11 protein-coding genes and 1 pseudogene are annotated in these 16878 nt (G+C 40.3%); 8 read left to right on the top strand and 4 right to left on the bottom strand.

Annotated features, from left to right (window positions below; translation table 11 throughout):
- Position 1 precedes the first annotated feature (1 nt).
- Together L1070_RS03615 and L1070_RS03610 are read right to left on the bottom strand one after the other, a co-directional pair.
- The gene (locus L1070_RS03615; protein WP_237124534.1) at positions 2-1000 is read right to left on the bottom strand and encodes a sphingomyelin phosphodiesterase; all 999 of its coding nucleotides are present in this window, start codon (positions 998-1000) and stop codon (positions 2-4) included.
- 367 nt (positions 1001-1367) lie between these two features.
- The gene (locus L1070_RS03610) at positions 1368-2210 is read right to left on the bottom strand and encodes a hypothetical protein (protein ID WP_237124533.1); all 843 of its coding nucleotides are present in this window, start codon (positions 2208-2210) and stop codon (positions 1368-1370) included.
- 337 nt (positions 2211-2547) lie between these two features.
- Here L1070_RS03610 and L1070_RS03605 point away from each other — a divergent pair, with 337 nt between their 5' ends.
- The 8 genes from L1070_RS03605 (at position 2548) to L1070_RS03575 (ending at position 9523) form a co-directional block, all read left to right on the top strand.
- The gene (locus L1070_RS03605; protein ID WP_237124532.1) at positions 2548-2961 is read left to right on the top strand and encodes a MerC domain-containing protein; all 414 of its coding nucleotides are present in this window, start codon (positions 2548-2550) and stop codon (positions 2959-2961) included.
- Positions 2962-3057: 96 nt separating this feature from the next.
- Positions 3058-3645 (top strand): hypothetical protein, encoded by a 588-nt coding sequence (locus tag L1070_RS03600; RefSeq protein WP_237124531.1) that lies wholly within the window; start codon positions 3058-3060, stop codon positions 3643-3645.
- A gap of 410 nt (positions 3646-4055) precedes the next feature.
- On the top strand, positions 4056-4181 hold the full coding sequence (locus L1070_RS20325; RefSeq protein ID WP_275423235.1) for a hypothetical protein: 126 nt from the start codon (positions 4056-4058) through the stop codon (positions 4179-4181).
- Between the two features lie 100 nt (positions 4182-4281).
- Entirely contained in the window at positions 4282-5472 is a 1191-nt protein-coding gene (locus L1070_RS03595) for a hypothetical protein (protein ID WP_237124530.1), read from the top strand.
- Positions 5473-6138 carry a hypothetical protein gene (locus L1070_RS03590; protein WP_237124529.1) on the top strand — a complete coding sequence of 222 codons (666 nt, stop codon included), beginning with the start codon at positions 5473-5475 and terminating at the stop codon, positions 6136-6138.
- Positions 6135-7055, top strand: coding sequence for a lysophospholipid acyltransferase family protein (locus tag L1070_RS03585; RefSeq protein WP_237124528.1), 921 nt, complete (start codon positions 6135-6137; stop codon positions 7053-7055). The genes L1070_RS03590 and L1070_RS03585 overlap by 4 nt, the downstream gene beginning before the upstream one ends.
- 1 nt (position 7056) lies before the next feature.
- The gene (locus tag L1070_RS03580; RefSeq protein ID WP_237124527.1) at positions 7057-8136 is read left to right on the top strand and encodes an alpha/beta fold hydrolase; all 1080 of its coding nucleotides are present in this window, start codon (positions 7057-7059) and stop codon (positions 8134-8136) included.
- 278 nt (positions 8137-8414) lie between these two features.
- Positions 8415-9523 (top strand): IS3 family transposase gene (locus L1070_RS03575; protein ID WP_237124526.1). Its coding sequence is split into 2 segments (ribosomal slippage): positions 8415-8661 and positions 8661-9523, totalling 1110 coding nucleotides; the frame shifts between segments, so codons are not numbered across the junction.
- On the opposite strand, the pseudogene gmtX reads toward L1070_RS03575, so the two are convergent.
- Positions 9506-9982, bottom strand: a pseudogene (gene gmtX, locus L1070_RS03570) (gamma-mobile-trio protein GmtX); the annotation flags it as partial. The gene L1070_RS03575 and the pseudogene gmtX sit on opposite strands and share 18 nt — an antisense overlap.
- A gap of 541 nt (positions 9983-10523) precedes the next feature.
- Complete coding sequence (locus L1070_RS03565; RefSeq protein ID WP_237124524.1) at positions 10524-16670, bottom strand: hypothetical protein; 6147 nt, start codon at positions 16668-16670, stop codon at positions 10524-10526.
- Positions 16671-16878: the final 208 nt, after the last annotated feature.

The following is a 16878-nucleotide window of genomic DNA, read 5'->3' as shown; positions in this document are numbered from 1 at the left end:
GTTAGTACTCGAAGTTAACTTGTACAGGATAGTGATCCGATAACTCGTTGTAATAGCCGTCATGGTAGTAGCGACCATCGCTGAGGTTCCAATACCCTTTCAGATAGCTCCAATACCAGTTATTTGGTGCTTTTGGATATCGAACACGCATACTAGGCGCATTGCTAGGCTGTTTATGATCGCGATGCCAGAATACGTAATCCAAGGTATCGTTATAATCTAGGCTGTAATCAAAATAGTAGGCGTTAGCCTTGGTAAACCAGTTGTATTTTGCGGGGAATGAGCCAATAAGCGGCGTTTGAAAATTCAACTCTGCCCGTAAAGTCGCAAGCATATCAGCCACTTCATGCTGTTTACTCCATTCAACATTCATGTCGCCGCCGATAATAACCGGTTCACTGGCTGGAATATTTTCAGCGTCAATAAATGCTTGGATCTCACTTAACTGCCCCATACGAACATGGTGCTCTTGTTGGGTATCATCGTCGTGAGTTGCTTGTAGGTGCGTGCCAATAAGGTGGTAACGCTTGGCGTCTTTTTCTATTTCTACATAAGCAAAGCCTTTGTTTGCCATGTAATCCCAACTACCACTTAAGCTGTTGTTAAACACGTGTGCTTTTTGCGAAATGATGGGATATTTTGACAAAATAACCACGCCACCGCGAATAACAAACGGGCTGTTTGAGCAATTACCAGTTAGCGCGTCCCAACCACTGCCGCTACAGTCCTGACCAACGTTTGGCGTTTGATAGGGATATTGCGCCGACAATTGTGCAAGCGCTTGTTCAGCCTCACTGTTAAATGCCTCGCTGATGAGAATGACATCTGGACTGTCACTTAATGACTTTAATACCGCAGGTAAGCGTTCAGCTCGGTTTGCCTGATCCCAATCCTGTACATTTAATTGCATGATGTTGTAAGCCATGACTTTGAGTGAGTCGGCCATGCTGTGTGTGCTCAACAACGCAAGCGCGCACAGCAAAACATGCTTTATTTTCATTTTACTCTCCAATCTTTCATTTTTTTAATCGTCATTGAGATGTTCACCCGATATTTTGCTGACTAGATTTTGCCTACGGTGTGAAATTTCGGGGCAGAAATTAACCAATATAGGTGTCAGTTTGATTGCGCTAAGTTGCTTTTTTTATGAAGTTTTTCTGTAAGTTATACGACTTTTTAAGACTTTGATTGAGCCGCTGCTGTGGAAGTACGCAAGGTTAACGGATTGAATAGAAATAGCTCAGTAAAATGAAAAGGAGGCAATACATGCCTCCTTTTCGCTTACTTTTGTAATCATTAGAAAGTGCAGTGGCGGCCTGACGCTTGCCAGCTCTACATATCCGCCAATTATGAGTGGTAACTCAAGGTCATAGCGCAACTTTCACAAACTTAAGGGTCATACGGTCAGACTCTCCAATTTGTGTGTATACCTCTTTGTCTTTTTCTTTAAGCGCAAGACTTGGTGGTAGTGTCCAAACACCCTTCTCATAGTTTTTGGTATCTTTAGGGTTAGCGTTAACTTCTGAGCTTGCTGCAAGCTTAAAACCATAAGACTCAACCACATTAATTAAGTCCGACTGCTTCCAGCGGCCACGTTTGGATGACGCATCTCTGTCGCCTGCAAAGTTTTCATCCTCTCGGTGTTGAATAATAGCCAATACCCCACCGTCTTTGAGTATTAGTCTGGATTGTTTCAACCCATCTTCTAGTCGCCCTTGGTTTTGCCAGTTGTGCATAGTGCGAGCAATAAAGACAACGTCTAATGACCCCTCTTTCACAGGCAACCCCTCAGAGGCTGGCAACCATGTGCCAACCGCATTACTGCCGTATAAATCAGGAGCGCTTTTGATTGTGTCTGGGTAGGCAGCAAGCTTTTTAGCCCAATCGGGCCACTTTCCATAAAAAGCAGGATTATGTTGCAAGCCCACATAACGGCCTTTATCTTTTAACAAAGGCGCAAGTATATGAGTATACCAACCACCGCCTGGGGCAACCTCGCCTACCGCGGAGGCTTCATCTATACCAAAAAAGCGTAGCACTTGCTCAGGGTTACGATACACATCACGTTTAACCTCTTGCTCAGTGCGGTGAGGATTGTTATTCACAGCTTGCCAGATTGCATCTTTATCACTTGATTGCGCAAATACATTGGTGGTACCAATTGAAATTAACACAGATGTTATACCTGCGAGCAACTTGGTATGTTTCATTTGTACTTCCTTTTTATTGGAGTTTGAGGATGTTTTTGTCAGGTACTCTCACTAGTACTTGTGTTAGTTCTTGTGTTTATATTTAAAGCCCGTACGAATACCCACGATTGACTCTACAGCACTTCAACATCTACCTAAACTAGTTTTTTAACGCGCCTTTAATCACTACCCTGCATGAACCTAGAAAACATACGAAGCAAAGAGAGGAGATGACACTTAGAGTAAGTTCAGTTCAAGTTTTTATATTTACCCACTAAGGATATGTTATACTATAACACATCTATGTAGTTTGCCGTGAGCTCACTAAGCGACTAACCCATCAAAAAGGAAAGGTAGAATGAGAACTACCCAGCGCGTAACAGACAAATTTGCCGTTGGTTTATCCGTCATGTGTAGCATTCACTGTTTGCTACTGCCCATACTTTTATCCTTGTTGCCCAGCCTAACGGCACTCCCCCTCGGCAACGAGGCGTTCCATATTTGGATGATAGTAGCCGTGCTGCCAAGTAGTCTATTTGCACTCACACTTGGATGTAAACAGCATCAAGATTACCGACTATTACTCATCGGCGGTATGGGCTTAATCATGCTAGTGGCAGCACTTTTTTCAAATAACATCCATTTAGGTGAGGTAGGCGAGAAGGTGCTCACCTTACTGGGTTCAATATTAGTCGCTACAGCTCACTTGCGTAATTACCGACTATGTCACGCAAGCAAAAGCCATGATTGCCCATGCCCTGACACACAGTAAGTGAGTAAGTAATAGCTATAAAGTATTTGGCTTTGCTATAAAGTACCTTCGCAAGCTAAGATACTAAATAACCCAAGCTACAAGGATATGGCTTATATGAGATTCATTTTATTCCCACTACTTTTTTGCACGACACTTAATATCAATGCTCAGCAAAGAGAACCAACGCACTCAGATGGGTTATCTATTCATCACTCTAGCTTAGCGCGCTTTAATCTAGATAATGTGCAAAAACATATGTTACAAGCGATTATCGAGCAAGCCAAATTCGACAAAAAGGTAGATATTAAATATCACAACGGCTTGCAGGATACATTTGGAGATTTAAGCCGACGCGTTACCTACACTGGTAACGAAACTCTCAATCTGAGTATAACAAGTCGCAAAACAGGCGATGAGCATTTTTCCCTAAAACCTACTCATATATCCTATGGTCACGATCAAAAGCTTAGATCTATCGAATTTGCCTCGAATACTAAAGAGGCAAACGTTAAGCTTTATACAAACTTGATTGATGACCCAACTCACTCCCCAACACAGACTCATTCTGAATTAGTCATTTTTTCGCCAAGCAGACAAGTCATTATTAAACTGTCAACTGAGTGGCATACTTTGCAAACCCAAGAGACACACTCAACTGGCAACCTGAGCCGCTACCCCACTGGTGAAACCTCACCTTTGTAAACTTGCAGGCTTTTGAATAGATGAACAGTGACACCCAAGTTTGCATTGGGTATGTGATGCTACGTGTAGATATGCGAGTACATTATGACAGCCATAAATAAGATAAAATGAATAAAATAATAAACACCTAAATATAAATAACAAAATCTCAAACAACATCTCACCACCCAAATAAAAAAAACACAACAACTAAAAAAACATAATTATTAACCACCTATAAAAAACAAGAAAATAATATTAAATTTACCTTTGCAACATCATAAATAATATTCTAAGGTTAAATGGCTCAAACGGATATGAGCCTTTAAAAATGGACTTTCCCTTTCCCGCAACCTTACTGTAGGTAAGTTCATTGTCTCATTTTCAATTTGAGTTTTTACTAATTTATTTATATTAAGAAGGAAATTAATATGCAAAATGAAATGTATGAAGTTGAAGAGCTGGAAGCTCGCTTTGAGATGGAAAGTGTTGTGCCAACAGATGGTACAGTTGAGCCTAATGGTTGGTACTGCCGATGTGGTTGGGAGCCCAACTAAGTAGCAATACAGGTGGAGGAAGAAGCACCGCTGCTTTCTCCACCTATCAAGGTAAACCAACAATGGATACATTTTTCAAATATGTCAGGAGTATTAAAACATGGATTGTTCGATACCCAAAATAAGGGAAGATATAGAAATATCCTTATTCGACAAAGTCAAAGAAAAGAATCGGTATTTAGTTTCTATCGACTCAAAAAACTACTTGGTCTCTGAGGAGGTTATTGGCTTAATTAATAGGGCTAAAAGTTATCAACTTAACAATGAAAAAACAAACGAAAACAGAGACGGTGAAAACTTAAAAGAAAAACTAGAGAAAAACCTACCTAATTGCTTTTTTGAAAACCAACCTATAGACAAGCCTAGACCGCCCTTTATTATTAGCGTTGAGTTAATTTCTCAAAACAGCCTGCAAAAAATCACTGACTTACTAAAAGGACTGGTCAATAAGCGATTAGCCATATTAATACTGACAGTGTTCTGTTTACTACACCCAATGGTTCTCTACTCCATACCGCAATTAGAACACGGCCTAACGTCTTGGTATGCATGGCTCATATTTATTCCACTTTTTATATTGAGTTTTGTTATTCATGAATTAGGCCACGCCTCATCATGTGCAAAGTTCGGACAAAAACCCGGCGGGATCGGTTTTGGGTTGTACCTTATATTTCCTGCTTTTTATACCGATGTGACCAACGCATGGAAGCTAAACAAAAAACACAGAGCAATTGTTGATATATCTGGATTATATTTTCAATCACTATATCTTATAATAATAGACATATTAATATTATCCTCCCCTTCTGCTACTTTAATAACGTTATCTCACTTAATTTCGATTACCATGATACATACAATAAATCCATTTTTTAAGTTTGATGGCTATTGGTTTATGAGCGATCTAAGTGGCACTGTTAACTTACATAAAAAAGTAAAACAAACGATTCAATACTATTCAACAATCACATTTAAAAAGAACTTAAAAAAGCCAGACACTAGCTTTTTAATAATAACCTACTCCATTTGCATGCTGCTTTTCACTTGCTTTATGATCTACTTGCTAGGTAAGCTGGTTAGCGCTTATCAAGTATCTATTCCTACAAGCTACATTGCTTTCGTAAAAGAGCTTTCACTCAGTGAGAGTATATTAACCAAACTTGAGATACTACTTTCGTTTATTGGTTCTTTGTTATTTCCCATGCTTATTTTATGTGGGCTACTTTTCTACTGCTTCAAAATGTATAGCTGCTTTTTCATTTGCCCAGAGAATAAAGACGGAGATAAATAGATGATTAGCTTAAAGTCACTAGAAACCAAGCTTGATGCATGTCAGTCACATATAAAGTTAGTGTTCATTCCTACTAAAGTTTTTACCACTTCATTTGTAACGCTGCTTTCTAATCGCAAAGAACAAATATTGATACTAAAAAACACCCATTTACAAGAATATGCAGCTCATAATATCACCACTTGCTCAACCACTGAAGTAATTAAACAACTTAACGCTCAAGATACTTCCCCTAAAATTGTTGTGGTCACACCCGAGTTGCTACCGCACACGGTCTCGTCATGCAGAACAATGGTCTACAAAGAGCAAAGGTTTATTATTCCAGCCTTTATTGAGCTGCTATTGACTCATAAGCAGGCTGATTTGGTTATTCCTTTCTATACCCCTAATACAGTCCATTTTTTCATTGCACCAACAGCCAACATGCCGTTGCAAACAGTTATGCAGGAATACCTGTCTCTATTAAGTGCAGTCGGTGACCACAACGCTTTAAGGCAACTCTCATTTCTGTTTACATTACAGGTTGAGATTCATCGTCTTCTAACACTACAACATTATATAAACGCCCAAGAAAAGGCGAATAGAAACCGTTATTCAGCGATACTACATAAAGCTGAAAATCAAAAAAGAAGAATGTTTGAGCTGCTAGAAGGAGAAAGCAAATGATCACTTTTATAAAGCAGTCTCAGCTTTTTATTACCTCACTATACGATATATTTAAAAATCGAACCGTGTCTAACAGCGTATTTGATAACTGTAAATTTATCTGTTTCTCTCGCAAAAAGTCCATTGCAAAAGTTTTTCAGTACTTCCTGTCAAAGCGCACAACTCAGGCCCTGTATCGTTCAATCTTAAAAGGTTCATATGACCTTGAACAGTACCTTGATCGGCACGTTAGCTTTAGTAATGAAGAATACTGGAAAGCCTGCAAAGCGCATTCGGGCCCTATCATATTTGTTACTCCACATTACGGCCCTTTTGCAATTGGCTGCATGAAAATTTGCAAGGAACTAAATGGCCTTAAAAAGGTACATGCATTCTATGATCCACCCGAAAAAAATAGCTCTACAAAGTCGTACAAAGCTATTATCGGGGCACTTGGTTATAACTTTTCGCCTATTTTCAATAACAACCGAGGGGTTATTAAAGCCCTTAGAGCACTCAAGCAAAACCAAGCTTTGACCATGATGCCTGACGTTTTTGAGATAAACGGCCAAACCATATACGTGCCATTCTTTTCACATCTTTCTTGCGCAATGACTGGCACCGCTTATTTAGCCAGAAAATCATCAGCATTAATTGTGCATGCCTATGTAAAAAATTCGACTTTTGGACGCGTTGTTATTGATATTGAAAAACCGTTCAAATTAAACGCCTCTGAAAACCCTGAGCATGACCTTTACGTTCAAACATGCCACTCTATGAATTCGTTAGAAGAAAAGCTGAAAAAATCGCCAGAACATTGGATTTATCTGCCCGATTTATCTAGTCGATTAACGACCAAAAAGCTTGAGACTTCAAAAGAAGTCGAACAATTAATGGACTCACTCATAACCAGTTTAAATCTATCCAAGGAACTATAAAATGGCCAAAAGTAACGTATTAAATAATGTTCTTATTATTCTCTTGTGCGCGCTCGTTTGTTCATGTTCAACCATTCACATTACTGAAGATAACTTCCTGCGAGACAAGCAACAAGAAGTTTTGTATCACCTTGTGACGCACGAGCGTAGTTCTATTGCCAAGCTCGCCAACAGTGCGTCCTACTCCCAGTCTCAGCTCACGGCAACGCTGGAAAAATTGGTAGAACAAGGTTTGGTGCACAGTAAAGATGACCTCTGGAGCGTAACAGAGAAATACAAAACACAACAAAGCGAACGATTCAACGAGATATCTAAATTTGATTTGCTGAAATTGCAAAGCCAACTAACTTCACACCAGCTAAATATCACCTCGCTCCAAGAGTCAAATGTTCAAGTTGCATCACTGTTGGCTCACTCAGCAAATGAATCGTTACTCATATTTCCAGGCAATGGCTTTCATCTAGCGCCTGATCTCAAAGAACTTATAAAATTGCTCTCACCAAAGAGAAACCTGTTTGTTATAGAGTACCCAGGAATGGGTAACAATAATGGCCCTTTAACCGTTGAGTCACTCAAAAAAGCAGCTAACGAATTTTACCTTTTCGTTGCAGGCCATCCAAGTACACAAAATACCACACTTAATGTATACGGCTTTTCATTAGGCGGCTTTGTGGCATCAGAGGTTGCGGCATCACATCCGGTTGATTCTTTAATACTCGACTCAACCGCCCCTGATATCCAAAGCTGGATAGATGCCAACGTGCCAACTTATGCCAAGTTAATGGTTAATGTACAAGCAAGCCCAGCATTAAAAGCAATAAGTAACACCCGCTCCATCGAGAATCTTACTCGCCCCATTTTATTTATATCCGGTTCAGATGACCAAGTAACGCCACCTCAATTGATGAAAACCATATACCAATCCGCGACCCACGCCTCATACAAGAAACTAGTTTTACTACAAGGCGCAGATCATGGAGACAGTTTAGATCACACCCAATTTAGCCCAACGATAGAGGCATTTTTCAATCATGTAACAAAAATCAAAACGTCAGGCATGACTAAAAGAGCACTGCGTTAGAGCGAAGAGGCTGATGCAAAAGCTAAACTTTAAGGGGGGTAAAAACCAAACTCCCTTGAATTATCTGTTTTAACTTGCGCAAGAACTTTGACTAACACGGTAACTAAACCAATTAGTGCTGAAGAGTTTTAGTAGATTAGTACAAGGAGTACTATTGATCTAATGAACTGAGAATGAGTTTTTATTTTAAATAAGATAGGAATTAGTATTGTCCACTTCCCTTAACATGAGACATGTTTAATTAGAGTTTTCTGTAATATCACAATCAGGAGACAACGATGAAAAAGTCACGTTTTACAGAATCTCAGATCATAGCTGTGCTCAAAGAAACAGATGCGGGTATGAAGGTTGAAGAAGTGTGCCGCAAGCATGGGATCAGCAGTGCTACGTATTACAACTGGAAAGCCAAATATGGCGGGATGGAAGCGTCAGACGTTAAGCGCTTGAAAGAGCTTGAAGAAGAGAATGCCAAGCTTAAAAAGATGTACGCAGATGTCAGCCTAGAAAACCATGCGATAAAGGAGTTATTCGCAAAAAAGGGTTGGTGACAACGCAGAAGCGAAGTTGCGCCAGCACACTGGTTCAAGCGGGTATAAGTATTTTAAAAGCGTGCAAGTTTGTGGGTATTGGTCGCGCTACCTACTACCGCCCAGAACAAGACTGGCGAAAGGCTGACGCAGCTGTCATTGATGCGATCAATGCAGAATTAAAAAAGTCTCCCAGAGCTGGGTTCTGGAAATGCTATGGGCGTCTTCGTTTTAAAGGTTATCCGTTTAACCATAAGCGCGTTTATCGGGTGTATTGCCAAATGGGTTTGAACTTAAAGCGTAGAGTGAAACGCGTGTTGCCAAAACGAGTTGCACAGCCATTAGATGTTGTCGCTCAAGCTAATCATCAATGGGCCTTAGATTTTATGCATGATTCTTTATACTGCGGAAAACGATTCAGAACGCTCAATATTGTTGATGAAGGCACTCGTGAGTGCTTAGCTGTTGAAGTAGATACCTCATTACCAGCAGAACGAGTTGTTCGAACGCTTGAACAATTGAAAGCAGAGCGCGGTTTACCGAAACAAATTCGAGTAGATAACGGGCCTGAATTAATCTCAGCACGTTTAACTGATTGGTGCGAAGCGCATAACATCGAATTAGTTTATATCCAGCCAGGGAAGCCACAGCAAAACGGGTTTGTTGAGCGGTTTAATGGCTCATTTAGACGAGAATTTTTAGATGCTTACTTGTTTGAAAGTATCAATCAAGTAAAAGAAATGGTGTGGTTCTGGCGATTAGATTACAACGAAGAACGCACACATGAAAGCCTTGGTAACCTGCCGCCCGCAGCTTACCGAGCAAAGTTGGAAAACTCTAGTTTACAGGTGTCTCACTAACGGGGGAGTGGACACATATCCACGCTTATAAATTTCATTCCCATCAGCATCTTTGACTTGCCCCGTGGGCATAACTTCCCAGCCTTGTTTATTGAAAAATTCATCAGAAATTGCGGCTTGGATGGCTTCAACTTCCAGCGGTACCAGTTGTTTGTTTTCAAGTGTGGTGTTGGTTTTATCGCCTTTGGTTCTGTCTATAAACAAGTCTGAGTTGGCTTTTAATGTATTGAGCTGGTCACGGTATTTGTTACGTTCGGCAATCAAAGAGCCGACTACGGCTCTAATCACAGGGTCGTCGATGGCATCCAGAATATGTTGGTCGTTGCTGTTCAATAACTGCTTTTGGCGCACTGAGAGTGGCTTTTTACACGTCGCGCCTGCATAGGCTGCCCAAGCCTCAATTAATTGCTGAAAATGCTTTCCTGTGCGATTACGGATGGTTTGTGTTGATGGACCGCCTTGATTAGCCGTGTACGTTTAGTTAATGAGCAAGAAAAATCAATCGAGCTAAGAATGTATTATAACTATTTGAAATAAAAGGGATGAATATCGGTTTTAACGGTGGAAAATTGGTGATTGAAGTGTAAGTTGACATAAACAACAATGAAACTTCAATCACTTAAAAACATATTTGAAGTATAAGTTGGCATAAAATTGAAGTGTAAACTTGCAAAAAATGACTAAAATTTAGCAACCAGTTCTAAGTAAACCTTGTGACACTTGAGACTGTTCAAATGAGAGAATAATAGTAACAGATGCAAGTGTGGATTTCTCACTTCAAAATCAAATAGTCTGACTTGTGAAGGTGTTATCGATACAACGGGGCCTTGCCCCGTTAGATACATTATCTGCAGCTGCTACTTTGCGAAATAGCTATTTTACTTTCGCTACGCAAAATACTGAACATCAGTATAACACCGCTATTTAAGTTGGTAGAATGACAAACCTATAGCAACACACTGGTTTACAAATAGTTGTTGATTCCAAAATAATAGTAGTTCTACCAATTCACTCTGTGTTGGATAGAAATAGTTTTAGGTTCATATGTATTACGGCCATAACTACGTACCACAGCATTAACCTTAGCTGCATGACCAATATTTTCTCGGATTTTTGCTATTGCTTCGTCTGAAGCAACGACTAACCAGCCATTAGAGCAAATATCATCCATTTTAGGAGGCTGTCGAGAAACAGGGCCATCTTTCCAGTGGATGCTTTCAACCATTATGTTGCCCTTTTCATCAACCCAGCGAAAAAGTCCTTTCTCGGAAATAGACCACCCTAAAGAAAAACCTATCGATGGATTTAATGCTAACCACTCAATGCCTCCATGATCAATGTATGAACCTGTACCATAAATGACCAGTGATGGCTCTCGAGTAGCAGTCATTTCAGGATAATCAATAGCAGACCAATGCATCATGCTTGGAAATAAAGCAGAAGGTGACGTAATGTCCATATCTTCATTCAACCCTGGATGACAAACGTTAGACATTCGAATTTCAGTTGGCAAATCCCAATCTAGCCAGCTCCAGGCTGTTAGTTCACCAATAATTTGTTTCCCAGTGTCGCTCCTATCAACGAATTGTGTAATACCTTGTTCAATATCTTCTAACCATTCATCGTGCTTATAGGATACTTCTCGATCTTTTGCCTTCGGTATAACAATACACTCAGGTCGAATACTAGGCTCAAGCACTAATAACAATTCATCACTACGTTTGAAAATATCTCGCAGAAGATCAATTCCTTGAGGAGGTATTCTCCCTGCATCTAACAACTCGCATACTACATAAGAGAGTGCAAGCTTTGCTACTTTAGGCCGTAACCTATGATAGGTCAGCTCAAGCCCAATCCCTTTCATCCATTTTCTATAAGCTTCTTCTGCCTGCTTATTCCACTCACTCTCCGGGACAAGAGTTTTCATTAAATCGGCAGCTCTGTAGGCCAGATTCTCAAATGGCACGTTTGACATATCAGCTACAAGCTTCGCTTCAGTTAATAAAGGCCTAAGCAGCTCAATCGGATCATCAACATCTGGAAATGTTTCCCCAGGTCGAATGGCGGAAAACGGAATAGCTTCCTTTCTATTCTTTATTTCTGGTAACTCCAGTTCGTATACCAAGGGCAGTTTTGAACGCTCTTCTGGAGGTAGTTTACCTTCTAATTCTAACCTACTAGCCAACTCTAAAGCTGTCATCCTTACGCTAAAGTCTTCCGACGCACAGAGTGAAGATACTTCACCCTCAAATTGAAAAACAAATTCTTTGAAATCCTTCGCCAAGCTACTTAACAAAGACACTATTTTTACTTGCGTCAATCCAATTCGGTCTATTCTATTAGCTATTTGCTTACGAATTTCTGGCCAATTTACTTCAATTTTAGCCAAATCAATTATTGCCTGATGAGCCATATCCCCTAATTCAGGAATGGCGACATCGAGCATATCGAATGCAAACTCAATGAGTAAGCTAGCGTCTTCCTTCTCGCCAATGTCATCTAACAGTGCCGGTGGTTTCTCAGTATTTTTTTCAAAAGCATCTAGCTGGTATGCATGTTCTTTGATTTCCTTCCAAATCGGCAGGGCATCTTTATCCTCAAAGATAATTTCGACAATTTCTTTTAAGTTCCAAATTAAACTACTTGGATACCTATATTCACCAATATAATCATCCACTAAAGAAGCGAGCGCTTTAGGTCGCCACTGTTTAGCATCAATTTCAACAAGGGCTCTAAATACCGACTGCCTAGACCCCCCATCCCAATGCAAATCCCAGCCTTTAGCATCTGAATTATCGAATAAACCTTCAAATAAGCTATTCGCTTTATCCACTTCACCATGTGAAGACAAGGCGCGAGCAATGCAAGAAACAACATTATTATCTGGCTTGAATGGCTTTAATAGCATATGAAGTTCCTCCAACTGAGGGGCACTCATACCTTTTAAGAATGGTTGAATCAAATTCATCCAGCGGAAATAATCGACGGATTCCACAGTTCGAAGAAGCTGAAATAGGCTTTCAGAAGAATTTACTTTCAGCTGCGCTTCTTCATCTGTCAGTTTATACCCAGATTTCAATGTCAGAGAGGATTCATGAGTAACATGTTTTGCTTGGGGGGTAGAAATCGCCATTGATGCATAAAAACTATTGTCTAACCCCGCTTCCCTGACGCCAAGCGCCACCCCTTCTAACCACAAGTACCGATTTGAAGGTAATAGATGTGTCTTAATAGATGTAATAAGTTCTTCTACCACATCCGCCACGCCATCATCAGAAGATTGGCAGCAACGAGACACCAATTTTTTAGGCAGATCCGAAGGGTTGTACTCTTCGAAAGGAATCAGTAGCTTTCTCGCCATCACTGATATTTCTTTAAATGGCGGGTTAGGTCTATCAAGTATTCCAGACAGCAACCCTGTTAGGCCCGGAGCATAATCAAGTCCTTTATGGTCGAATACCCATCTCAAAAGCTTTAAGCCATATTGCGGGTTCCAACGAGTGATAATAGTGATGAGATCAAGTCCTGCTTCTTGCGTACCACGACCATTTCCCGATTGCTCTAAATTTACTAACGCCATAGAAAATCGACATATTTCATCATAGGCCAAATCAGGATATTGATTGATCAACTTACCTAGCCACATTACCCAATGAGAAAACTGCCTATCTTTCCTATGATATATTCCAAAAGATCCCGTGAAAATTTTTGGTAACAGACTAGCTGCTCGATTAGATTCACCAATCTTTGACCACATTATAGAAAGTTCATAGTACTCGGATATTTTGGAGTGAATGTCGTCGAAATCAGGTATCTCTTTTTCTATTTGATTCAGTACGTCAACCAAACCATCCTTGTGATATCCTTCCTTATACAAAGTGAAAGCAATTTCTCTTCGCCAGCTAGTAGGCCAATATCGTCTATTCCAGTCTTTTCTAAAAGCATCAGCTAGAGCCAAGATACAATCATGCCCGTGCTGAGATGTAGCCCTTATCGCGAAGTTAAAGTAATCTACAGCAGCTGATTCAAACTCATACCACCCAATCCAATCTCTTGTTTGGTTGTAAGGCTTTCGTAACAACTCAAAGGAGGGCTTTATCTCTTGAACAATAAAACTTGGCAGTAGCTTCTCTCCAGCCCAACCTCGTCCCCAAATACTTGAGAATCTGACTAAAGCACGTTCAAATAAAACGTTTCCTGTATACTTTTCTTCACTTTCTTTTGGAACCATCTTAACCGGGTCAACATCTTGGCCCAGCGCGGCTCGCAGTCTATTAAGACGAATTCTATCTGCGAATGGACTTAAGTTCTTCCATTGACCATACACGCCATGTTTATAAAGGTTTGGCTGTTCTAAGTTTTCAAACCAGGCTTTAGCTTTATCTATACATCCATTGGCTCTGTAATCCAGTTCAGCAACCAACAGCTTTTCTGAAAAATCCAAGTCATCGTTTTCAGACCAGTCAATAACCGCCTCGAATGCGGTCCCTATCAAAGCCGATGGATATTGGTTAATGCATATGGAAAAACATAAATTTATCAGGCTATCAAAGTGCTCTTCGTTTTCTGACAAGAAAGTGAAAAGCTCACCTATTCTTTCTTCGTCTTTTGTTTCATAAACACCATTGACCAACCGTCTCATTAAGCGAGCATGCAGATCTTCGTCATTGTTGCCCCATGCCCCTACATCATTATTTTCATACTTCGTTTGGTGTATAGTCGATACGAGGTCACCTAGCGGTATGAAATAATGAGCCACATCCACCCATCGTTTCAAATCTTCAGATCCACCATGATGCGGATCAACTGCATCCCCACCCGACAAATAGCCTAGAGGCTCAGCAGACTCAAAGATCCTTTTAGCTTCGCTAAAAAAGCTGTTCTGAGCAAGAACCTTAGAAAATTTGAGCGCTTCAGAATCATCTACCCTTAGTAGTTCTCCGTCAAAAATATAATTAAGCGCTGAACTTATTCCTTCAGATGAAAACAGGAGATTTAGTACATCAACTTCATTAAGAGCATCTCTTCGCTCTCTGAGCTCGCACTCAATTAAGATACACCTCACTATGGCAAGAGGATTATTCAGCTCTTTCGCCGACAATAGAACAGCATCAACATCACCGGTCACACTCGAAATATTCCGAAGACTAAAGAACTGTTTTCTAAAATAACTTTGAGTCCCAGCTTCAATAACAGCTTCCATTTGCTGAGCATTAAAAAGATGATAAATAGCCTCCCATCGCATTGGGTCACTATCATCAGACGACTGGTGGCAATACTCAGCTAATATCTTGTGATACTCTATATTTTTTGAACCATCAAAATTACCAAATAGATTCCGGCTAGTTTTATCCAAAATAAACTGCCTGAAACTATTGTGGAAAAATCGCCAACTTACATCACTGTCTTTCTTAAAATAGTGCGATGCACTCGATATAAAATCGCGAATAGTTGAATGATCAGACCATTTCTCAAGCACTTGAGTATTTATTGGCACCCTCAATCTTGACAATAAAGCAAGCAAGTCAACAAGGTTCTGATTGCTCTCTATTTGTCGCCAATAAACTGAGTAGCTCTGCTCAATATGTCCTTGGTAAAGAGGAAACTCATCAATAGCTTCATCAAAATCCCTACCTGAACTGTCAGTAATAAATTGCAGCAGATAAATCAAAGATAGTGGGTGCCCCAATGATTTTTCGAAAATTTTCTTCTTATTATCATCTGTTAGTTCGGAGCAACCTGGCCATTCGTTTATGGCTGCATAGACGTTTGGCCGAGTCAGAGGAGATATAACAATGGTTCGACCTTCATGGCTGACATGCTCCTTTATGGTGTCAGAGAGATCGTTCAACTCCAGCGTTTGACTACCTAGAATAAATATCACACCGTCAGGCACAGTGTTAGGAGGGGGCAAATCTGACAACAAGCTCTGTAGAGGATTTTGCTCTCTCTGAATATGATCTAACCCATCGACCATAATAATGGTGATCACGCCATCATTTTTCCATTTCTCATGGGCTTGCTGAAGCTGCTCCCCTAATAACGACAAGTATTCTTCTCTTGAACTAGGCTGCCCGGTACTTTCACCACGAAAGCCGTGATTTCTTAGCGACAAGGTGATGTCATGAAGAAAAGTTGTCGCTTCACCACGCCCTTGGTAAGTGCTATCGGGAACATATGCGTAATATCTAACTAATTTATATCCTGCTTTATACTTTAAAGTATGGGTAAGCGTTGTTGACTTTCCCGAACCAGGGCTTCCAAGCAAGGCGACATACCCTTGTTTGGTTTGTGATAAGACATCAGATATAGCATTCACAGTTTCTTCAATTTCCTGATAGGTTCGATCGATAGGAAATTCGTGAACAAACTTGTGCTTAAACCTATGGCTCCATGACAATCTATCCAACATGTCATCTTTGGATAGCTCAATAATTCGGCGTTCACCTCCCGCCATTTTCGTCAGGAGGTTATAAATTTTTTCAATATCCTCTTGTTTTCTTGCTTGTCCCTGATTGGTTACAGGAATATCAGCTGGCCGCTTATAATTGAATTCAAGCTCGCAACACCGAATGAAATTCAGAAATTGGTCATCGTTAAAATTTGACCGTTTCTGTAGATCCAATAGTGCCTCTTTCCAGCATACAGCTACTTTATCAAGACCTGTTTCACACCATGTTCTATCGAACCAGCACTCTTTTAAGAATGATTGAAAGTGAGCATGTTGAGGGGCTGTATCACCCAGAGGAATTTGGGCTTTAGGGTTTGAACTAGGTACTAGTTTGTGAATCAAATGAACCTTTACGGTTCTTTCCTTGTAATACTCATTTAAGTGCTTCCAACCTTCTGTAAGCTGCTTAAAAAGGCTAAGTTTTTCGTCTCCCTTTTTAGTCTTGCCATCTCTCACAAAATCGGCATAACTTATTGCATCAGTATATTCCGCCCACTTTACCTGATACGCATCAAGCTTACCTGTAGTCGCTATAAGTATGTCATCCAAGCTTCCCGCATCAGGATCGGCCACTCGAAACCATTCAAGACTTCCATTGAGCAAAGCTTCATATATTAGGCCTGCTGCTATTTCATACTGCGGAACATACCCTAGCATTGCGGTACGTTCACCATCACCTGAATTAATACTCGACATTACGAAAAGACTCCCTACAAAACGAACTCGATACATTCAGCTTGTGATTTTTAATCAAAATTACTGATACTACAAGCAGCATGACACCATAAATCAACTAATTAGGAGCTACCTGGGGTTTATTTTTTGGAAACTCAACTCTACTCAACAACCACCAAGTTGGAAACAAGTACATTAAAATCAACCTTCAAAAAAATGTTTCACTCAG

This window comes from Pseudoalteromonas sp. MMG022, from assembly GCF_021654245.1.
Classification (GTDB): Bacteria; Pseudomonadota; Gammaproteobacteria; order Enterobacterales; family Alteromonadaceae; genus Pseudoalteromonas; species Pseudoalteromonas amylolytica.
This window is presented reverse-complemented; position numbering and strand designations above follow the sequence as displayed.